General features: G+C 71.5%; 11 protein-coding genes and 1 pseudogene. All 12 read left to right on the forward strand.

Annotated features, from left to right (window positions below; all coding sequences use genetic code 11):
* On the forward strand, nucleotides 1-1,160 hold a 1,160-nt coding region (locus tag ACNAYW_RS23785; RefSeq protein ID WP_415852072.1), incomplete at its 5' end, for an ROK family transcriptional regulator.
* Between the two features lie 706 nt (nucleotides 1,161-1,866).
* Entirely contained in the window at nucleotides 1,867-2,181 is a 315-nt protein-coding gene (locus ACNAYW_RS23790) for a hypothetical protein (RefSeq protein ID WP_415852073.1), read from the forward strand.
* Between the two features lie 55 nt (nucleotides 2,182-2,236).
* A complete protein-coding gene (locus tag ACNAYW_RS23795) occupies nucleotides 2,237-5,764 on the forward strand; it encodes a hypothetical protein (protein WP_415852074.1) in 3,528 nt (1,175 codons plus the stop codon).
* Nucleotides 5,761-7,695 carry an AAA family ATPase gene (locus ACNAYW_RS23800; protein ID WP_415852075.1) on the forward strand — a complete coding sequence of 645 codons (1,935 nt, stop codon included), beginning with the start codon at nucleotides 5,761-5,763 and terminating at the stop codon, nucleotides 7,693-7,695. The genes ACNAYW_RS23795 and ACNAYW_RS23800 overlap by 4 nt, the downstream gene beginning before the upstream one ends.
* Entirely contained in the window at nucleotides 7,688-9,286 is a 1,599-nt protein-coding gene (gene eccB, locus ACNAYW_RS23805) for a type VII secretion protein EccB (RefSeq protein WP_415852076.1), read from the forward strand. Before ACNAYW_RS23800 ends, eccB begins: the two co-directional genes overlap by 8 nt.
* Nucleotides 9,286-13,503 (forward strand): type VII secretion protein EccCa, encoded by a 4,218-nt coding sequence (eccCa, locus tag ACNAYW_RS23810; protein WP_415852077.1) that lies wholly within the window; start codon nucleotides 9,286-9,288, stop codon nucleotides 13,501-13,503. Before eccB ends, eccCa begins: the two co-directional genes overlap by 1 nt.
* 94 nt (nucleotides 13,504-13,597) lie before the next feature.
* Nucleotides 13,598-13,873: a PE domain-containing protein gene (locus ACNAYW_RS23815; protein ID WP_415852082.1), complete on the forward strand. Its 276-nt coding sequence runs from the start codon at nucleotides 13,598-13,600 to the stop codon at nucleotides 13,871-13,873.
* A gap of 13 nt (nucleotides 13,874-13,886) precedes the next feature.
* A complete protein-coding gene (locus ACNAYW_RS23820) occupies nucleotides 13,887-15,263 on the forward strand; it encodes a PPE family protein (protein WP_415852078.1) in 1,377 nt (458 codons plus the stop codon).
* Between the two features lie 53 nt (nucleotides 15,264-15,316).
* Nucleotides 15,317-15,622, forward strand: a complete 306-nt coding sequence (locus ACNAYW_RS23825) for a hypothetical protein (RefSeq protein ID WP_415852079.1) — start codon at nucleotides 15,317-15,319, stop codon at nucleotides 15,620-15,622.
* Between the two features lie 29 nt (nucleotides 15,623-15,651).
* Nucleotides 15,652-15,954, forward strand: a complete 303-nt coding sequence (locus tag ACNAYW_RS23830; RefSeq protein WP_415852080.1) for a hypothetical protein — start codon at nucleotides 15,652-15,654, stop codon at nucleotides 15,952-15,954.
* 66 nt (nucleotides 15,955-16,020) lie between these two features.
* The gene (locus ACNAYW_RS23835; RefSeq protein WP_415852081.1) at nucleotides 16,021-16,890 is read left to right on the forward strand and encodes an ESX secretion-associated protein EspG; all 870 of its coding nucleotides are present in this window, start codon (nucleotides 16,021-16,023) and stop codon (nucleotides 16,888-16,890) included.
* A gap of 78 nt (nucleotides 16,891-16,968) precedes the next feature.
* Nucleotides 16,969-17,493, forward strand: a pseudogene (locus tag ACNAYW_RS23840) (hypothetical protein); the annotation flags it as partial.
* Nucleotides 17,494-17,533 lie beyond the last annotated feature (40 nt).

The following is a 17,533-nucleotide window of genomic DNA, read 5'->3' on the forward strand; positions in this document are numbered from 1 at the left end:
CCCCGCAGCTGCGGGTCTCGGAGAAGCCCGCCGCGGCCGTGCTCCGCGTGATCCGCCGCGGCGGCCTCGTGCTCCGCGACGAGATCGTGCGCGAGACCCAGCTCTCCGCCGCCACCGTGAACCGCCAGGTCACGGCGCTGATCGAGGCGGGCCTGGTGCGCGAACGCGCCGACCGGGCCGCCAGCGGCGTCGTCGGCCGGCCCCGCCTGCCGCTCGAGGTGGACCCGAACGGTCCTGTGGCGCTGGGCATCCACATCGGTTTCCGGGTGAGCACGGTGACCATGCACGATGTCGCGGGCAAGGTGATCGGCGCCATCCAGATCCCGACGCCCGAGAGCGGCGAGTCCGGTGAGGTCCTGTCGGTGATCGCCACCAGCGCGCGGCGGTTCCTCGCCCGCTGGGACGGCCGTACCGTTCTCGGGGCGGGCGTGGCCATCGGTGGCCGCGTGGACGACCGGGGTATCGTCGCCGACCATCCCCGCCTCGGCTGGAAGGACGTCGCTCTGGGCGAACGTCTTTCGGGCGCGATCGGCCTTCCCGTGACGGTGGCCCCGCACGTCGAGGCCATGGCGGCCGCCGAGCTGCACCTGTCCGAGGAGTACGAGTCGCAGGGCTCCACCCTGTACTTCTACGGCCGCGAGACCGTGGGCGTCGCGCTGGCGCTGCACGGCGCGGTGCACTCGCCGAAGTCGGGCCCGCACACCATCGGCCACCTGCCGACGCGGAACGTCGAGCTGCTCGACCCGAAGCGCACCGGCCGGCTCGAGGACGCCGTCACCGACACCGCCGTGGTGGACGCCGCACGCGCGCAGAAGCTTCCGGTTCGGACCATCGCCGACCTGCACAAGCTGGCCGACGGCGGCAATGAGACCGCGCGGGCGATCGTCGCGGAGCGCGGCCGGGTGCTGGGGGAGGCCGCCGCGCTGGTGGCCGACATCTTCAACCCCGACCGGCTGATCCTCGGCGGCCAGGCCTTCACCGACCACACCGCGATCCTCCCGCACGTCTCGGCCGCACTGAAAGCCACCTCGGCCGAGCCCGGCCGGTCCGTGCGGGTCAGTGGCGCCGGTGGGCGCGTGCAGCAGCAGGCCGCCGGAGCCGCCGCGCTGGACGGTGTCTACACCGATCCGCTGGGCGCCGTCTCCCGCGCGAACGCCTGAATCCGTACACCCGCAGCCCGCCCGCGCGTCCCTCATCGTGAGGGGGCTCGCGGCCGCCCGCTGGGGCGCCGGCGGCCGTCCGCGGAGGAGGCCCACGCGCGCGATCTCCCGAGGTGAGGGCGCGGTCTGCGCGGAGCCGTCGCCGGTCGCGCACCCCGCCACGGACCGCCGCTGTGGGCAACATCACGGCGGCGGCTTTCCGCCGGAAACGGTGCATACGGGACAGCTGCGCGCCGCGAGGCCGGTGTGACGGTCGGGTGGCGCCGGTCCGGGTGGGGAGGCGGCCTCGGGGCGAAAATTACTGAACTGGATTGTCTCGATCGGTGTGGATACTCACGAACCTTTCGTGAGTCACGCGCGCCGGGCGGCTGATCCGCGGCGGCGGTGCCCGCGAATTCCGATCCCGACCAGGCCTGTCGGCACAAACTTCATTCCGGTGCAACGTGTTCTAGATGGTCGACGCGGGATGGCCGCGTCGGGGCGCGGCGGTGCGGGATCGCGAGAGCGGCGCGGAGGCCCGTGAGCGTGCACAACGTGATCAACAACCGGAATTGTTGATCGCGACCCTGTGGGTTCTGACCTGCCCGTCTTGCAATCGAACAAGGGAAGCTTCAAAGAAGTGCAGTTGCAATGAGGGTGCTACATTCTTTTGCGACAACGAATTCAGTCGGTACGTGTGTGCCGTCTGGCTGGGCAGGACGGGAGGGTGGCATTGAGTTCCGAGAAGGAGACCGGTGCGAACCTCGGCCAGAGCGCCGGAGCGCGCGCCATCGAGGCGCGCGCGGCGATCGCGACGGCGCAGTTGCGGTCGACCGTGACATCGATCAGTTCCGAGGTGGGCTGTACCAGCCCGCACGGCGAGCGGATCGTCGAGACCATCGACGGCCTCATCGACGACGTCATGCCCGAGCTCGAGGCCGCCGAGGCCCTCACCTCATCCGGTCGGGGTGCCGCGGGTGGCTCCGCGCCGCGCCCGTCGCTGTGGGTGGACACCGAGTCGACTGTGGGTGCTTCGTCGTGAGCACGTCGTTCGCCGCGGCGGTCGCGCCGCGCCCGGCCTGAGACGAGGTGTCGAAATGATCGATCGTCCTGATACCCCCCACGCCGACGTCCTCCTGGAAGGCATCTGGGAGGACGAGGTGACGCCCGACGACCTCGCGTCGCGTGCGCTGTCCGCCGCGCAGGCGTCGTCGTACGCCTTCCGCGTCGCCAGCGAGGGAACGACGGCGACGGCGCAGTTGCCCGACGTCGACATCACCGAGTTCCTCGAGTCCGAGACGGGCAAATGGGCCCAGAGCTTCATCGGCATCGTCCGCGTGGGCGAGTCCCTGGTCCACGTCTCGCACGCGCTCGGCGAGCTCGCCCGCAGCCTGCAGCAGGTGAACCTCGAGCAGTCCGAGATCGTCTACCAGGTCGAGGCCGAGATCGAGGCGGCGCAGCGGCAGTCCGCCCAGGCCGGTATCGATCCGGCGGGCCGCGTCGCCGAGCTCATCGCCGCAGCCCGGGCGCGCGCCGCGGAGGTCGCGGAGAAGATGGTCACGCCCGAGGTCTCCAGCTCGAGGGCGAAGCCCGCCGCTGGTCTGGTCAGCGGGTTCATGGCCTTCGGACGGGTACCCGGCGCCAGTGCCGGGGCCGCGGAGCGCAACGGCCGCGTCGCCCGGAACGGGCACGCGCGCAACGGTTATGCGATCCGCAACACTCGCGCCGAGCAGAACGGCCACGACGCCGCGCCCGGTCACGACGCGGTCGGCGGACCCGTGGAGACGAACGGACAGGACGCCGCCGCCGGTCCCGTGGCGACGAACGGTCACGACACCGTCACCGGGCCCACGGCCGGCGAGGCGACGGTTCCGGCCGGGAAGGACGCCGCGGCCGCGGCGCAGGACGCCTTCGCGAACTCCGGCGACGAACCGGTGATGGACCTCGGCTTCATGGGCTTCGGCCGCACCCCGTCCACCGCCGTGCCCCGCGCGGAGGAGACGCCGTCGACCGCGGACGAGCCCGTCGCGGACGATCACACGGAGGAACTCGCGACCGCAGCGGATGCGGCGGACGAGTCCGACGTGGGCGACGTCGCCGATGGTGCCGCCACGGAGGCGGCCTCCGACGGCGATGTGCCGATCGTGGCGAACGGCTTCCTGGGCCTGGGCAGCGCCCCGTCGATGGGCGTGTCCGCCGACGACGCCGCGATGCCCGTCGTGCCGCAGGCGCTGGTCAACGGGTTCCTGGCCTTCGGGCGTACGCCCGGTGCCGGTGATGCCGCGGCGGTGCAGGGGCCCAGCAGCGGTCCGATCCCCGTCGCCCCACCGACCCAGTTCCTGCCGATCCCCACGACGCCCGCCGAGATCGCGGCGAGCGCGATGGGCGAGGCCGTGGGTGTCGAGCTCGGAGCCCCGCTGCCCCCGTCCGGGGCCGCCGACGGCCCGTCGTCCGAGAGCGATGACGTCGATGCGGCCGCGCCGGACGCCGGCTTCCTCTCGTTCGGCCGCGTCCCCACCGGCGGCGCCTGGGGCGGCTCCGGCGTTCTTCCGACGGTGCCGACGACCACGCCCGGGGCGACGTCCGTGGACCTGAACGACGGGGAGGCCGACGTGGACTCCGATGCCGAGGACGATGCGCCCGTCGAGGCGGCCGACGTCGATGAGGCCGCTGAGGTCGCCGATGAGGCGGCGGAGCGGGGCGACGACGGTGCCGCTGCCGACACCGACGGCGCCGACGAGACCGAAGCGTTCGACGAGGACGATGCCGACGGCGGTGTGACGGACCTCGAGGACGAGCTCGCCGCCGACGACCCCGTCGGGGCGGAGGTCGACTTCGCCGACGAGGTCGACGCCGACGAGGACGTGCTCCTGGCCCCGGACGAGGTCGAGGTCGACGAGGACGAGGTCGCCGAGGTCGAGGACGTCGACGATCGCACCGACGAGCCTGCGCCCGACGCGGGATCCGAGGACGCGGATGTCGAGGCGGTCGAGGAGCCCCGGGCCGAGGAGCCGGCGGACGACGCCGCGGACGTCGCGGAGGAGCCCGCCGAGGACATCGACGCGGACGCCTCTACGGAGGACTCCGCCGCCGCGGACGCCGACGCCGACGAGCCTGTCGACGCCGACGCCGACGCCGCCGACGACGAGACCGCCGCCGCGGAGGCCTCTACAGACGAGCCTGCCGCCGCGGATGCCGCCGATGACGACATCGCCGATGACGCCGTCGAGGACATCGCCGCGGACGCCGCGGACGCTGCTGCGGAGGAGCCCGCCGTCGAGGAGTCGCCGGCGGCGACCCAGGGCGACGAGCTCGCCGGGGTCGACGATCCTGCGGAGGCGGAAGCCGTTGAGGCCGAGGTGCCCCCGCCGGCGCCGGTCGCCGCGGAGAAGGCCGCGGTCGCGGCGTCGCGGCCGGTGCGCAAGTCCGGCCCCGTCAAGTTCTCGGACCTGCTCAAGGCCGCGAACGCGAACAAGGTCGCCCCCGCGCGCATGGCGCCCGCCGCGGTCGTGACAGCGGCGGAGCACCCCGTCGCCCCCGTGGAGGCACCATCCGCAGAGCCCGAGCCGGCACAGCCCGAGCCGGCACAGCCCGAGCCCGCACAGGTCGAGCCCGGCGGGGCTCCCGCCGACGAGCACGCGGAGACGGAGGACACGACTCCCGCAGCGGCGGCGCCGCCGGCTGCCGAGGAGAAGCCGAAGGCCCCCGCCCCGGTGCTCGCGACCGGACCCGTCATCCTGGGCCGCACGGAGCCCCTGGTGCTGCGGAAGAAGGTCTCGCCGGTCGTGCAGCAGGTGCACGACGCGGTCGCGTCGATTCTCGGATCGCTCCGCGGCGGACCGCACGGACCCGAGTCCGGGCTGCACTGGGCCGCCGGCCTCCTGGTCAAGGACGCGGAGACGATCATGGCCGTGACCACGTCGGACGCGGGCTGGCTGCCACCCGGCGTGGTGATCCCCGCCGGTGTCCGGGTGCTGTGGAACGTGCCCGGCGGCTACCGCTGGGCGTCGATCGACGACCCGGTGCGCCTGCTCATCGAGTACGCCGAGCAGGACGGGTACACCCTCTCCGCGGTCGCCACCACGCACCCGAGCCGCGCCTACGCCTCCGTCGTGGGCGAGGAGAACCTCGTCCGCGTGCTCCGGCCCGGTGCAGTCCTCCCCGGCGGCCGCAGCCGCTTCGAGGTGACGGTCTCGCCGGCCCGCCTGCAGCACATCCGGTCGCTCGACCCCGAGCAGGCCGAGCGGCAGGCGCGCGCGCTGATCCGTGACCTCGAGACGCAGCCGATCGCGCCCGAGCACGCCATCGGCATCGAGGCCGCGCGGATCGACGCCCGCTGCTTCCTCGACGAGCGCGACGAGGTGCCGCCCGCGGTGCTCGAGCAGCTGCACACCGACGAGCGGGCGCTCGGCGATGCGCTGAGCCTGGACCGGACGCCGGCCTCGGCGGCGGATCTCACGGCGCCCGCGCCCGAATCGGCCCGGCTGCGCGACCGGATGCTGGAGCGGGCGATCCTCGTCGCCACACTCGCCGCCGCGTACCACGACATCGAGTCGGCGGTCTACGCGTGGACCTTCGCACGGTTCCTCTCGAGCCAGGATCAGGACTCCGAGCAAGCACGATGACGACCTCGAATCCCACTGCCCAGCGGTACTTCTCGCTCGGGCTGCGATCACTCGCGGCCCGCACGGACACGCGTGAACCGGCTCAGGCCTTCCGGCTGGCCGTCGAAGCCGACCCCATGATGTGCGACGCCTGGATCGGCCTCATCGCGGTCGACCGTACGCAGGCGAGCGACCCGGCGGCCGCCCGCGGTCTGCTCGCGTCGGCGCGCAACTTCGGCGCGGAACTGCGCCGCAACGGCATGGTCGTCGACCCCGCCGAGGGCGCGCTCGGACTGAAGATCCCCGTCCAGATGGGCGTCGTCGAGCTCGGGATGCCGGTCACCGATGTGATCTACGCGCGCGCCGGCGCCGCCGTGATCCTGGCGCAGGCCGGGCATCTCGCCGAGGCGGCCGAGGAGCTCACCCGGCTCCAGCGCGAGGTGACCGCGGACTCGCCGGCCCAGCGCAACTACCTCCGGTACCTCTGGATCTGCCTCCTCGGGCTCGCGCACCGCTGGCCCGAGGTGCTCTCGACGGTGGCCGACAGCCGCGAGCCGCTCTGGGTGTCCGCCGAGACCGACGGTGCCGTCCGCTTCTGGCAGCTGGGCGTCACCGCGCTGACCGCGCGCGCCCTGGTCGGCACCGGCGACGCCCACCAGGCGCTCTCCGCGACCAAGACCGCGCTCGCCTCCGAGGACTTCAAGCTGGTGCAGGCCAGCCTGCTGGTGACACAGGCCTACGCGCTCCGCGCGATCGGCGACGAGGAGGGTGCCGCGAAGCTGCTCCGCGACGCCCGCGCCTGGATCTCCTCGCGCCCCGACCTCGACCACGCCGCCGCGGGCGGCGCCCTCGAGGTGGTCACGGCGCAGTCGATGAACACCCGCACCGATCCGTGGGACCCCGCCTCGGGCACCACGGCGCAGGAGATCGAGCAGGAGAGTCTCGACCGGCAGCGCGACGTGGTGCTCGCCGACGCCTGGCGCGAGCTCGACGCGCTCGTCGGCAGCCCGGACGTGAAGTCGCAGATCCGCCGTCTCGCCTCCAAGGTCGAAATGGACCGCGAGCGCAAGGAACTCAGCGAGGAGCTCGGCGAGGAGTACAGCGAGGAGGAGATGCGGCTCTCCGCGATCATCACCGGACCTCCCGGCACCGGCAAGACGACGGGCGTCCGGATCCTCGCGAAGCTGTACTACGGCCTCGGGGTGATCGCCAAGCCCGAGGTCTACGAGCACCAGCCCAGCGACATGATGACCGGCTACGTGGGCCAGGCGGGCATCCGCACCAACAAGCTCGTCGACGAGTCCCGGGGCGGCCTGTTCTTCCTGGACGAGGCGTACGGCCTCGTCGCCGGCGACGGTGAGGACCAGGCCTCCCGGTTCGGCCGCGAGGCGCTCGAGGCGCTGCTCGCCCGGATCGAGAACGAGGGCGACAAGCCGCTGCGGGACAAGGTGGTCGTGGTGCTCGCGGGCTACGACGACGACATGAACCGACTGCTGCAGGTGAACGCCGGACTCCCGCTGCGCTTCCCGACGCGGATCTCGTTCAGCTCCTTCACGGCGGAGGAGCTGGTGGAGATCGCCGAGTCGGTCGCCGCGAGGAGCCGGGAGCAGCTCGGCGCCGGCGTGCGCGGCTACCTGGAGGAGCACAACAAGCGGTTGGCGGAGGTCAGCGCGCTCGACCTCAAGGGCCGCCTGTGCTCCGGCATCGATCTGATGTCGAACGCGCGGTTCATGCGCACCGTGATCTCGTCCGCGCGCGGCTTCCGTGACTTCCGGGTCAGCGCGATCGACCGCTCGGCCCTCCCCTCGCAGGAGCGGCGCACCCTGCTGCGCACCCTCGAGCTGGAGGACGTGCGCCTGGCCTACGAGGAGACGCTCCGGGTGTCGCCGAACTTCCCGTGGTCGCAATGGCATCTCTTGGAGACGAGCTGGGAGGAGGAGTCGAATGGCTGAGATGACTCCTGACCCGTCGAACCCGAAATCGGGTCTGCAGGAACGCGTCCGAGGCTTCCGCCTGACCTCGAAGTATCAGAAGTCGGGCGAGGCGTACCTGCAGCGGCGCAACGAGGAGGCGCTGGTCCGCCGCGATACGCGCTGGATCGACGACGTCAAGAAATTCCAGGGCTCGCCGCTGTACATGGCGCTCGCCGCCGGGCTCGTCATCACGCTCGGCTGTGTGGTCGCCGCCGTGATCTTCCCGGCCGGCAAGGTGGGCGACGGGGAGATCATCCAGGACAGCCAGACCGGCGCCCTGTACGTGAAGGTCGGCGATGCGCTGAGCCCGATCCCCAACGTGGTCTCCGGCCACCTCATCATCGGATCCCCCGCGAAGCCGGTGCTCGCCAAGTCCGGCGAGATCGAGAAGATGCCGCGCGGCCCGATGGTGGGTATCCCGTACGCGCCCACGGCGATCCGCAATTCCACCGGCCGGCTGTCGCAGTGGGCCGTCTGCGACACCACGGCCACCGGCTCGGCCGTGCCGCTCGACCCCACGACGGGGCTCCCGACCACTGCGACGTCCGCGGTGAAGGTCACCGTCATCGGGGGCGGGCTGACGCCCGCCGACGGCACCGCCGAACTCACCGGCGACCGCGCCCGCGTCGTCGCGTTCGACAACCAGACCTGGCTCGTCTACGCCGACGACGGGGTCGTCGCCCGCGCCCGGCTGGACCTGGGCAACTCCGCGATCCGCGAGGCGCTGGGGATCGGCATCGACCAGCGCGTGATCCCGATGTCGTCCGGCCTGTTCAACGCCCTCGCCGCCCGGGAGCCGATCGACGTCCCCCCGATCACGGATCTCGGTAAGCCCGTGCGGTTCCCGAACACCGAGAAGCTGCTGGTGGGCACCACGCTGCGCGTCGCCACCGTGGACGGCGGGTGGACCTACTACGTGGTGGCCGCCGACGGCATCCAACAGATCAGCCAGACCGCCGCGGCGATCCTGCAGACCGTCTCGCCGGTCAAGAGCGGCGTCGTCGAGACCGAGGCGTCGAAGGCGAACCAGTGGCCGAAGGTGGGCGGGCAGATCGCCGTCGACCACTTCCCGAGTGGCAAGGTGCGGATCGAGGACGCGACGAGCGCGCCCGTGACCTGCATGACCTGGTCGCACGACGGGGCCGCGCCGACAGCGGACCAGCGGGTGCTGGTGGCCGGCACGCTGCCGCTCACCGCCGAGCAGAGCGCCGCCCGGATCTCCCTGATCGGCGCGGCGGGTTCGGCGGGCACCGTCGCCGACGACGTCTACCTGCCGGCGAACAGCGGGCGGTACGTGTACGCCACCGGGTCCGCGAAGGATTCGCGCGAGCACAGCGGCGAGTTCTGGATCGCCGACACCGGCATCCGGTACGGCATCGACGATCAGGGCTCGAACGAGCCGGGCTCGTCCGCGAAGGCGCTCGGCCTCCGCGATCCGGTGCCCGCGCCGTGGACGATCATCAGCCTGTTCGCGCAGGGCCCGACGCTCTCGCAGGCCGGCGCGTCCATCAAGCACGACGGTGGCGCCGAGGACCCCGTCGTCGCGAAGTTCGACCCGAAGGGGAAATAGTGAGTAGGCAGGTCTTCGAGCCCCCGCTCCACCCGAAGAAGGAGCCCCGGGTCGTCAAGAAGGAGGTGGAGGTCCGCACGCCGGACACCATCGACGAGGTCGACCCGCCCGGCAAGTGGCGCACCGTGATGATGCCCGTCATCATGGTGGTCGCCGTTCTCGGCATGCTGTTCATGATGATCCGGCTGAACCGCGGCTTCAACCCGGTCATGCTGCTCATGCCGATGATGCTGCTCTTCGGCATGTTCGCCTACATGGGCGGCGGCCCGGGCGGCAGCGGCAACAAGTCCAAGGCGCAGCTGCTGCACGACCGCAAGCAGGCGAGCCGCTCCATCGGCACCTCGCGGGAGAAGGCGCTCTCCCGCGGCCGCAACTACTTCGACGCCCTCGCCCACGCCTACCCCGATCCGTCCGTCGCGGCGTCGCTCATCGGCAGCGAGCGGATGTGGGAGGTGAACGGCGGCGACTCCGAGCGCAGGACCCGGTTCACCGCGGCGCGCTACGGCCGTGGCCGCATCGTGCCGAAGGCCAAGCTGCTCACCCCGGAGGCGCCCGACGGCGAGTTCCTCGATCCGGTGCAGTGGACCGAGACCGTCAAGTTCCTGCACACGCACTCGACCATCGCGGACATGCCGCTGGCGCTGACCCTGCGCAACCTGCCGGTGCTCGGCGTGGGCGGCGATCCCGAGCGGGCCGCGGGCATGCTCCGCGCGATGCTGAACCATCTCGCGATCACGCACGGCCCGGACCGGCTGCGGATCGCCGTGGTCGCGGACACCCCGGACGGCGGCCAGTGGGAGTACCTGAAATGGCTTCCGCAGGCGCAGCATCCGTCGCTGATCGACGCACTGGGTTCGCGCCGGATGATCTACGGCAACTGGACGGAGTTCCTCGACGAGCTCGCCGGCGGCGAGCAGCCGGCCTCCGAGGCCGACCGCATCGTCGACTACTCGCGAGCCTTCACCACCGAGTCCGAGGTGACGGGGCGCACCCGGCACACCGTCGTGATCGTGGAATCCGCTGAGCGCGCGCGGATGACGGACCAGGCGATCGCCTCGCTGGCCGACGTCACGTGGATCCTGATGTCCCCGCCCGACGGCGTGATCGATTCCTTCCCGCACGCCGTGCTCCTCGAGGTGGACCGCGGGGGCATCGTCACCCGGTGGGATTCGGACCTCCCGCTGGAGGCGCCCAAGGAGATCGCGCGGGCCGATCACCTCGACCTCATCGACGCGCACACCAACGCGCGCAAGCTGGCCCGGTGGGAGCTCGAGACCACCGCCTCGCTGCTGTCGAAGGAACGCCAGGACACCGGCCGGGACTGGGCCGACCTCGTGCAGGTGGACGACCCGGGCGCGATCGACGTGGTCGACTTCTGGCAGCGCATCAAGCGGTTCGACGATCCGCGCCGCCTCAACTTCCCGATCGGCTTCGCGCCCGACGGCACGCGGATCTTCCTCAACATGCGCGAGGCCAGCCAGGGCGGCACCGGTCCCCACGGCGAGATGATCGGCACCTCGGGCTCCGGCAAGTCCGAGTTCCTCCGCTGCCTCGTTCTGGACGCGTGCCTGTTCCATCCGCCCTCGATGCTCAACCTCCTGCTCGTCGACTTCAAGGGCGGCGCGACCTATCAGGGCATGGAGGAGATCCCGCACGTCGCCGCGGTGGTCACCAACCTCGAGAAGTCCGAGAGCATGGTCGACCGCATGATGGAGGTCATCACCGGCGAGCTCAAGCGGCGCCAGCAGCTCTTCGACAGCGCCGCCGCGCGGTACCCGTCCTTCAACATCATCGGCCTGACCGAGTACGAGAAGGCCCGCGAGTCCGGGCACTGCCCCGACCTCGAGGCCATGCCGGCGCTGCTCGTCCTGATCGACGAGTACACCGAGCTCCTCGAGGCGAAGCCCGAGTTCGTGAACATCTTCAGCCAGATCGGCCGCGTCGGTCGATCCGTGGGGGTGCATCTGCTGCTCGCGTCGCAGAACGCGGAGATGGCCCGCTCGCGGGGCCTGGAGTCGAACATCCACTACCACATCGCTCTTCGCACGGGCACCGCCGGCGATTCGCGCGCGGTGATCGGCGTGCCCGACGCGAAGAACCTGCCCGGCAAGCCCGGTAACGGCCTCATCAAGACGCTTCACGAGGACGACCTGATCCGCTTCTACGCGGGCTTCACGGGCAAGCCCTACTTCGCTCCCGAGGCGGCGCCCGAGCCCGTCGTCCGGGAGATCGTGCAGCCCACCGCCGACGACCTCTCCTCCCGCGCGTTCTCCGCGCGCCGCGTGGACATCCCGGACCTCGAGGCCGAGATCGTGGTGGACGACGAGGTCGTGCGGACCGAGGAGGAACTGCTCGCCGCGCCCACCGTCTTCACCGTGGTCAAGGAACTGCTCACCGCGGCGCCGGCGCGGCCCGCGTACAAGCCGTGGCTGCCGGAGCTCACGTCCACCACGCTGGACGCGCTGGCACCGTCGCTCGCGGCGGACGCCTGGGTGGCGCCGAAGGTGACCAACCCCGCCACGCTGAAGCTGCCGTTCGGCGTGTTCGACGACCCGGCCAAGCACCAGCAGCCGGTGTGGGAGCTGGACCTGTCCGGCGGCCAGGGCAACGTGCTCATCTACGGCGCGCCGCAGAAGGGCAAGACCACCGCCGCGATGACGCTGGTGACCGCCCTCGCGCTCACGCATTCGCCCGAGCAGGTGCAGTTCTTCGTCGTGGACTACACCGGTGGCGGCTGGATGCGGCTCGAGGACCTGCCGCACGTCTCCCGGATCGCCACCCGGTCCGAGGAGGACGCGATCAACCGGATCATCTCCCAGATGTCCGACCTGATCGACCAGCGCGTCAAGCTCTTCCGCAAGTACCGCGTGAACTCGATGGCGGAGTACCGGCGGCTGCGCAGCGACCCGGGCGCGGAGGTCCTCGCCGAGGACGCGTTCGGCGACGTCTTCATCGTGATCGACGGCTTCGACGCCGCCGTCACCGAGGGCGGGGTCTTCGAGGACAAGGTGCCCGTGCTCGAGGCGCTCGCGTCGGGCGCGCTCAACTACGGCATCCACTTCGTGGTGACCACCGCGCGCAACACCGTGCTCCGCGGTCTGGCGAGCCACATGCACACGATCATCGAGGGCCGCGTCTCCACGGCGAGCTACGACATGTCCGTGGTGCACTCGCAGCGGAACAAGGCGGTGCCCGACAAGGCCGGCCACGTGATCACCACCGACCGGGAGCTGCTCGCGCTCGTCGCGCTGCCCCGCGCCGACGGGGACGCCTCGCCCGAGACGCTCAGCGCCGGCATCGAGGAGGTCGTGGAGCGGATCCGGCGCGCCAACACCTCCGGTGCGGAGGCGCCGAAGCTGCTGGCGCTTCCCGAGGTGGTCCTGCAGGACGACCTGTTCTCGATGCTGCCCGCGGAGGCGAGCGCGCGCGAGCGCGTCCGGCTGCCTTTCGGCGTCCGGGAGACCGACGGCGGCCCCGCCGTGGCGGACTTCGGCCGCGAGGCGCACATGTACGTGGTCGGCGAGAGCGGCTCAGGCCGGTCCGCGTTCGTGCACACCCTCATCGAGGCGATCAGTCGCCGCTACCCGACCATCGACGACGGCGCCATCGCCCTCCTCGACCCGAAGCGGGTGCACCGCGGCGCCTTCGCACCCAACCCCAAGAACCTCGGGCTGCACGGCTCCGACCTCTACGACTTCCTGCGGCGTTGGCAGGACAAGCTCGTGGACTGGATGGGCGAGGGCGAGACGGACCCGGAGCGGGTGACCTACCGCAAGGTGCCGGACGCCGCCGACAGCGCCGCCCTCGCGCGCCGCGACTGGTGGACCGGCCCCGAGGTCTTCCTGATCATCGACGACTACGACGCGGTGGTCGCGCGCGGGGACCGCACCAACCCGATCACCCAGACCGCGAAGCTGATGAACGACGGTGTCATTCGCGGCTTCCACGTGATCGTGGTGCTCAACGATTCCGAGTACCTCTACAAGGCCAGCTCGGATCCGCTGATCCAGTACCTCGACACCCACAGCTCCATGGCCCTCGCCCTCTCCGCGGACAAGTTCAACGTGAACATCGCAGGTGAGCGCGGGCAGCGCTTCGGCATCCCCGGCCGGGGCCGGTTCCACCCCGGGCGCGGGGCACCCTCGGACATCGTCCAGGTGGCCTGGAACGGCGTACGCAGGGACGAAGCGGACGCCGAGGAGGATGTTTGGGGATGAGAATTTCGGACAACCAGGGATTGACGAAATTTGACAATTCTGTTTTAGTTGCAACTTGAAAATCAAGTAAAGGGGATAGCAGGTGGGCCTGAACGTGGCGCCTATACAGCTGTTGGCGGGAACCAATGAGGTGATGGCGAATGTCGCCACCACCTCGGGCTTGATCGGTGGTGCGGCCGGCGCCATCGGCGCGGTCGTGCCCGCGGGTATCGACGACGTCTCGGTGCTGGTCTCGGCCAGTTCCGCAGCGCACGCGGCGAACTTCCTGGCGACCTCCGTCGTCGATCACGCCGAGGTCGCGCAGTACGCCGTGAGCCTCTCCGCCGTGGCGGCGACGTACATCATGGCCGATAACGCCGTGCAGTTCTGACGGGCGTGACGTCGTGACATTCCCAGCGCTTCCCCCCGAGGTCAACGTGGGGCGTCTCATGTCGGGAGCGGGCCCCGCGCCGGCGACCGCTGCAGCTGCGGCGTGGGCTTCGGTCGCGGCGTCCATCAGTGCCCGGTCCGTCTTCCTCCAGTCCTTGCTCCCGCGCCTGGCCGCCTCCTGGCAGGCGCCGGAGACGGCGCTGATGACGCGCAACGTCGCGATCTACCTCGCGCACAACGAGGCGCTGCGCACGCAGGCGCTGCTCGCCTCCACCCGCCACACCAAGCAGGCCGCCGACTACTCGGCGGCGCTGGCCGGCATGGCTCAGCTGCCCGAGATCGCGACGAACCACGTGACGCACGGCGTTCTGCAGGCGACCAACTTCCTGGGCGTGAACACCGCGGCGATCGCCGCCAACGAGGCGCAGTACGCGGCGATGTGGGCGCAGAACGCCGCGATGATGCTCACGTACCTGGCGAACTCCACGGCCAACATGACCTTCGAGCCCTTCATCCCGCCGAAGCCCATGGCCACGTCCATCGGCGTGCCGATCCCCGCCGCCGCCGCCGGGGCCGCGTCGGTCGGCGACGCCGTGGTCACCAAGATGACGCTCGCTGCGCAGGGCGTACAGGCCACCGCATCCATGCTCTGGATGCGCGCCGCGGGCGGCGTGCTCTCCACCACGAAGCTCGGTCAGAGCCTCCTCGTCAACGCCCAGCGGTTCGAGCAGGCGGCCTCCAACGCGGCGACCGCGGGGTCCCAGTCGCGGGAGAACAGCGCCGTCCGCCCCGTCGCCGGACAGCAGCTCGGACAGAGTCTGATCCAGCAGCTCGGGGGCGCCGGCGGAGCCGCAGCCGGCGCCGGCGGTGCCGCGGTCGGCCTCGCCTTCTCGGGCGGCGGGCAGGCGCTGCAGACCGCCGGCGGCGTGGGCGCCGCGACCACCGGCGGCGGCGTGGTCTACCAGCCGATGAGCGCCCTGCTCGCGGGCGTCAACCCCGAGAACCGCACCGGCACCGTCGGCTACTTCGGCGCGCGCCCCGGGTCGCCTGCGCTGGAGCGCATGTCCCGTGGCGAGCCGGCGCAGCGGTCCGCGTCGGCGCTGCGCGTCGAGCCCGGCGCGGTCGCGCAGTCGCAGGTGGCCGCCCCGGCGAACTGGGCGACGGACGGCCTCACGGTGGCTCCGCCGCCCCCGCCGGTCCCGCGCGTGGTGGCCGAGCCGCTGCGCCCGATCATGCCGACCGGTACCAGCGCGCCCGTCGCGCGGTCGAAGGGCAAGCAGCGCGAGCGCGTCGTCGTGCCCGATACCGCCGCCGTGCCGATCTACCGGGGTTCGGCGCCCGAGTACGAGTCCGTTCCCGTCGACGTCCCGTCGAGTGGGGAGGGACGCTGATCCCCACCACTCGCCCGGCCCACCACGACCACCACTGAACTGGAGGAACACTCATGCCCCCGCAGATCTACGAGCTCAACACCGGAGCGCACGCCGCCGGTACCGCCAAGACCCACGACGTCGCCGCGACGACCCTGGCCAACATCAAGTTCGTGCGCACGACGGCCGAGGCCTACCGCGCCGCGAACGCCGGTGACACCACCAACAAGGCGAGCGCGCACATGGAGGAGCTCATCGCCGTGTGCAACGCCGAGCAGCAGAAGCTCGAGGCCGTCGCCGAGGCCCTGGGCCGCAACGGCGGTCTCATCACCAGCACCGACGGCGACGCCGGCGGCCTGTTCACCGGCTACGTCGTCTAGACCGCCGCCACCTACGAAGGGTCACGAACATGACTTCCCCGCTGATCAAGGTCGACTACGCGAGCTACGACATCACGTCGGCGAGCCTCGGCAAGGCGTCCGCCGTCGCCGACGCGAACATCGCCGAGCTCACCGCCAACAACACGGCGAACCTCAACCTGGGCAACTGGGTGGGCGTCGACCAGGAGAGCTACCAGCACGTCCACGAGATCTGCCTCAAGGCCAACGAGAATCTGGCCATGGCGATCCGCAAGACGGGCGTGAACATCCAGACCGCCGCCACGATCCACCAGGCCGGTCAGGCGCAGGCCGCGGGCCTCTACGGGGTCTAGAACGACGAGACGAGGCCCGGCCACCGCGCGTGCGGGGGCCGGGCCGCGTCGGAAGAGGAGGGGCGCATGGCCGTGCTGCGCGAGGAACCGGCGGCGAAGCTGTCCGCCTTCGCCGCGGACGTCGACGAGCTGCTGCTGCTGATGCGGCTCTCCGACGTCAGCGAGCTGGCGCCCGTGGTGCTGGCGGTGCATCCGAACGTGTACCGGGCCGACGATCAGCTGGTGGTGGATCTCGCCGTCCTGCCCGGGCTGGTCGATGCCGGCCTGGTGGACGCGACCGGCTCCGTCGATCCGCAGGTGCGGCAGTGGCTGAGGGCGCTCCAGGCGCCGGCCGCCGAGGTCGCGATCCGCGTCTTCGACGGTGACGCGGTGCTCCGCGGCGCGGTCGTGCGTCGTGACGAGCTGGTGGTCGTCGCCTTCCGCAACGACGATCAGCTCACCATCCAGGGGTTCCGCACCGATCGCGAGGATTTCGAATCGACCGTGGTCGAACCCCTGTGGCGGGTGCTGGGCGCTCGGGACCCCGCGGACTTCGAGTCCCTCACCCTGGAGGCGGGCGAGCTGGCGGAGATCGTCGCGAGCTTCGATCCGCAGGTCACCGGGTCCCGCGGCGAGCGCGAGGTGCGCAGCCGGCTCCGCGAGCACGACCTCTCGCAGCAGACCGTCGACATCCTGCTCGACGCCGCGCGGTACACCGGACGCCGAGCCGAAATCGTTTATCACCGAACGGATTCCAGCGGGGTACGGACGCAGGCGGGGTGGGCCGTCGGGGTGATGGACACGGCCGCGGGCCGCGTCCTGTCGACCACCGAGCGCGGTTCCCAGGGGGTGCTCGACGTGACCCTCAGTCCCGGGACGCGGCGAAGATTCGCCGAGGGGATCACCGCGCTCGTCGAGCGAGGCGGGTGCCGCGGATGGTTCGATACAACAAACTGATAGGTCACCCCCACTGGTCGTCTGACCTGGGTGTGTATTAGTCTGCAAAAGATTCTTCCAGCAAGAGAGGTGCAGTCCATGAGCGACGCAGCTACCAACGTTCGGGTGCCTTTCGTACCGCAAAACAGCCACGGTGAGAGCGACTCCGAGGCGGCGGTACTGCCCTCGACCGACACCGCCGTTCCCGTGGTCCGGCCGTCCGTCCCCGCGGGTGGCCCGCTGTCCGAGCCCGTGAGCGGCGAGTGGGAGGAGCCGGCGCTGCCCGAGGTCGACGATCTCGACGGATCCGGCGTGGTGCCGACGGCACCCGCCGCCACCCCGGTGATCGTCGCCGCGGACGAGCGGCCCACCGCCGAGCAGCCCGCCGTCGTCGACGACGACAAGGCCGACGCCGCGAAGCCCGGCTCCCCGAAGCCCGATGCCGCGAAGCCCGACGCCGCGAAGCCGAGCGCCGCGACGTCGGACGCCGTGAAGCCGGACGCGCCGAAGCCGAACGATCCCCAGGACGAGGCGCCGAAGCCGCACGCGGCCACCAACGGCACGCCGAAGGCCGACGCGCCGAAGGCGGACGCCCCCAAGGCCGCGCCCACCGCCGGCGCCGCGNCCGCGGCACCGTCGACCCCGCAGGCGGCCAAGCCCACCC

It is taken from the genome of Tsukamurella ocularis, from assembly GCF_965138335.1.
Classification (GTDB): domain Bacteria; phylum Actinomycetota; class Actinomycetes; order Mycobacteriales; family Mycobacteriaceae; genus Tsukamurella; species Tsukamurella ocularis_A.

Coding starts and splice junctions, on each gene's coding strand:
- eccB (WP_415852076.1), top strand. CDS start 7,688: ATGGCTGAGATGACTCCTGACCCGTCGAACCCGAAATCGGGTCTGCAG.
- ACNAYW_RS23835 (WP_415852081.1), top strand. CDS start 16,021: ATGGCCGTGCTGCGCGAGGAACCGGCGGCGAAGCTGTCCGCCTTCGCC.
- ACNAYW_RS23825 (WP_415852079.1), top strand. CDS start 15,317: ATGCCCCCGCAGATCTACGAGCTCAACACCGGAGCGCACGCCGCCGGT.
- ACNAYW_RS23830 (WP_415852080.1), top strand. CDS start 15,652: ATGACTTCCCCGCTGATCAAGGTCGACTACGCGAGCTACGACATCACG.
- ACNAYW_RS23800 (WP_415852075.1), top strand. CDS start 5,761: ATGACGACCTCGAATCCCACTGCCCAGCGGTACTTCTCGCTCGGGCTG.
- ACNAYW_RS23795 (WP_415852074.1), top strand. CDS start 2,237: ATGATCGATCGTCCTGATACCCCCCACGCCGACGTCCTCCTGGAAGGC.